This is a genomic window from Vibrio sp. S12_S33, assembly GCF_963889785.1.
GTDB lineage: Bacteria > Pseudomonadota > Gammaproteobacteria > Enterobacterales > Vibrionaceae > Vibrio > Vibrio aestuarianus.
Genome location: NZ_CAWPQZ010000476.1, coordinates 1 through 211, shown reverse-complemented (window position 1 = coordinate 211; position 211 = coordinate 1). Strand labels below are relative to the sequence as shown.

Below are 211 nucleotides of genomic sequence, written 5' to 3'. Positions count from 1 at the left end.
TGGTGGGTCTGAGTGGACTTGAACCACCGACCTCTCGCTTATCAGGCGAACGCTCTAACCACCTGAGCTACAGACCCAGCATCGTCTCTAAAACTGTATAAACCATCAATCTGTGTGGACACTCATCTGTGTAATCATCGTATAAGGAGGTGATCCAGCGCCAGGTTCCCCTAGCGCTACCTTGTTACGACTTCACCCCAGTCATGAACCA

1 tRNA gene and 1 rRNA gene are annotated in these 211 nt (G+C 50.7%); both read right to left on the bottom strand.

The features are described from left to right. A tRNA-Ile gene (locus AACW06_RS20800) sits at window positions 1-77 on the bottom strand. A gap of 65 nt (window positions 78-142) precedes the next feature. After that, window positions 143-211 (bottom strand): 16S ribosomal RNA (locus AACW06_RS20795); the annotation flags it as partial.